Origin of the sequence: uncultured Campylobacter sp. (genome assembly GCF_937949835.1) — a bacterium.
Taxonomy (GTDB): Bacteria; Campylobacterota; Campylobacteria; order Campylobacterales; family Campylobacteraceae; genus Campylobacter_B.
Genome location: NZ_CALEDC010000358.1, coordinates 1 through 2,548, shown reverse-complemented (window position 1 = coordinate 2,548; position 2,548 = coordinate 1). Strand labels below are relative to the sequence as shown.

At 51.2% G+C, this 2,548-nt stretch carries 3 protein-coding genes; all 3 read right to left on the bottom strand.

From position 1 onward, the window contains the following. On the bottom strand, positions 1–867 hold an 867-nt coding region (locus tag Q0256_RS08260), incomplete at its 3' end, for a hypothetical protein (RefSeq protein ID WP_297962126.1). Positions 868–877: 10 nt separating this feature from the next. Further along, positions 878–1,624 (bottom strand): tryptophan synthase subunit alpha, encoded by a 747-nt coding sequence (gene trpA, locus Q0256_RS08255; RefSeq protein WP_297962124.1) that lies wholly within the window; start codon positions 1,622–1,624, stop codon positions 878–880. After that, positions 1,617–2,548, bottom strand: a 932-nt coding sequence (gene trpB / locus Q0256_RS08250) for a tryptophan synthase subunit beta (protein WP_297962122.1), incomplete at its 5' end; no start/stop codon positions are given. The genes trpB and trpA, both read right to left, overlap by 8 nt.

The following is a 2,548-nucleotide window of genomic DNA, read 5'->3' as shown; positions in this document are numbered from 1 at the left end:
ATTCTCGGCGCTCTCAGAGCTTTCGTCCGCCTCCGTAGCTTCCGAACGCTCGGCACGCGCAACTTCATCGTAAAATTTATCGTGTGCACTCTCTTCGCTCACGTTCTCGCCTCTTAAAAAATCTGCACCATCTACGCTTTTTGAGTCGTTAGAATTTTTTAAATTTAAAGCAGAAGCTTCATCTTTCTTCGCAAACTCCTGCGAGTCAGAATAATTGGTAAAATTTGCTTTCTTTGATCCGCTCTGATTTTTAAAAGAGGAGTCGTTTAAAATTTCATCTATGCCCGCTTCGTCCACGTCGGCCTCCTCTATGCTAGCGTCGTCTTCAAAAACCCGCCATGTCTCGTCGATACTTTTTTGCGGCTTATGCGATAAAAATTTTCGCACGCCGACGAAAGCCGCGGCTGCAAGCAGTAACGCTACGATTATCGGCATCACGGAAACCCCGCTGCTACCGCTTTGCGCCGTTTCATTCGCCTCACTTTTGACGCTCATCTTACTTTGATCGAAAGCGGGATTTTTTACGCGCAAAATGAGCTTTAAATTGCCGTCTTGAGTAAGAGCATCGACCGATAGATCGGCTCCAGTGGGGAAATTTATCTCGATATCCTTGCCTTTGGGCGCAATCGTAAAGCTTTTTAAGACCTTTTGATTGGTGCGCATTTCGTTAAATTTCTCATCGCCGCCGAGCCCCTTTAAAATAAGGCTCATCGACTGCCCGTCGACGCGGCGCACGATGTCTGGCTTGTATGCGGAGTCAAATGCCAAGGCGATGTCGACGCTATCGTCGTGGTTGAAAAGATCGTATTGCATCAGATTGGCGCCGAGGCAAAAATTTGCGATTAAAATCAAAAATATCTTTTTCATGCTCTTTCCATTAGTTAAAAAGTTCGGCGATCTTGTCTTGCAGCTCGCGCCCGCCATAGTTTGCGCATAAATTTACGATCGCGGTGCCTATGATAGCGCCGTCTGCGTATTCTTTCGTAGCGCGAACGTCGCTGGCAGTGCGGATACCAAAGCCGATCGCTACGGGCAGATCGCTCATTTTTTTAAGATCTGCGACCATATTTTTAAGGCGCGAGATCGGAGTTTGCTTGCTTCCGGTCACGCCGATAGCACCCACGCCGTAGATGAAGCCTCGCGCGCGGCTCAAAACTCGCGTAGCACGGTGCTCGCTCGTAACGCTGATAAGCGGGATGAGCGCGATACCGAACTCCTCGCAAAGCGCGAAAATTTCCTCGTTTTCCTCATACGGCAGATCGGGGATTATTAGCCCGCTGATGCCGTAGCGCGCCGCCTGCACTACAAACTCGCGCGCGCCGTAGGCAAAGATCACGTTGTAATAGACCAAAAACACAAGCGGCTTGCGCATTTGCACCCCTTTTAAAATTTCAAATACCTTCTCCGCGTTTACGCCGTTTTGCACCGCAGAAAAGCTCGCTTTAAAAATTTCAGGGCCGTCTGCGAGCGGATCGGAATACGGGATGCCGATCTCAAGCAGATCGATCACGCTTTCGTCTAAATTTGACAAAAACTCCTTCGTGTGCGCGGGGCTCGGGTAGCCCGCCACGATGTAGCCGATGTTTGCCTTTTTGCCGGCAAAGGCCGCCTTGATCTTATCCATAAATCGTTCCTTTTTTGTAATTCATCACGGTATCCATATCCTTATCGCCCCTGCCGCTTACGTTTACGACGATCGTTTTTTTGCCCTTTAGCTGTGGGCAGAGCTTTTGCAAATACGCTAACGCGTGCGCACTTTCGATCGCGGAGATGATGCCCTCAAGCCTACAGAGCAGTTTAAGCGCCGTGATGCACTCATCGTCGGTTACCGCTTCGTATTTTGCGCGACTTATCTCGTGCAGATGCGCGTGCTCAGGGCCTACGCCGGGATAATCAAGCCCCGCCGAGATGCTGTGAACGGGCTCGATCATGCCGAATTTATCCTGCAGTACGATCGTTTTCATGCCGTGGATGATGCCCGCGCGCCCGTTAGTGATGGTCGCTGCGTGATAAGGGGTTTGTGCGCCCAAGCCGCCCGCCTCGACGCCGATGAGTTTTACGGCGGGATCGTCCACGAACGCGCTAAAAATTCCTATCGCATTGCTTCCGCCTCCTACGCAGGCTAGCACGTAATCGGCTTTAATCCCCTTGCTCGCAAGCTGCGATTTGGTCTCGGTACCGATGACGCTTTGAAAATCCCTAACCATCTTAGGATACGGATGCGGTCCGACCGCCGAGCCGATGACGTAAAATACGCTCTCTATCTCATTCACCCATGCCTGAATCGCCGCGGTGGTGGCCTCTTTGAGCGTTTTTAAACCGGTGCCAATTTTAATCAAATTTGCGCCCAAAAGCTGCATTCTAAAGGCGTTTAGCTGCTGGCGCGCAGCGTCAGTCTCGCCCATATACACGTCACATTCAAGCCCGAATAGCGCCGCTGCCGTCGCTGTCGCCACGCCGTGCTGCCCCGCGCCGGTTTCGGCAATAACCTTTTTTTTGCCCATTTTTTTGGCTAACAGCGCCTGCGCTAGGGCGTTGTTGATCTTAT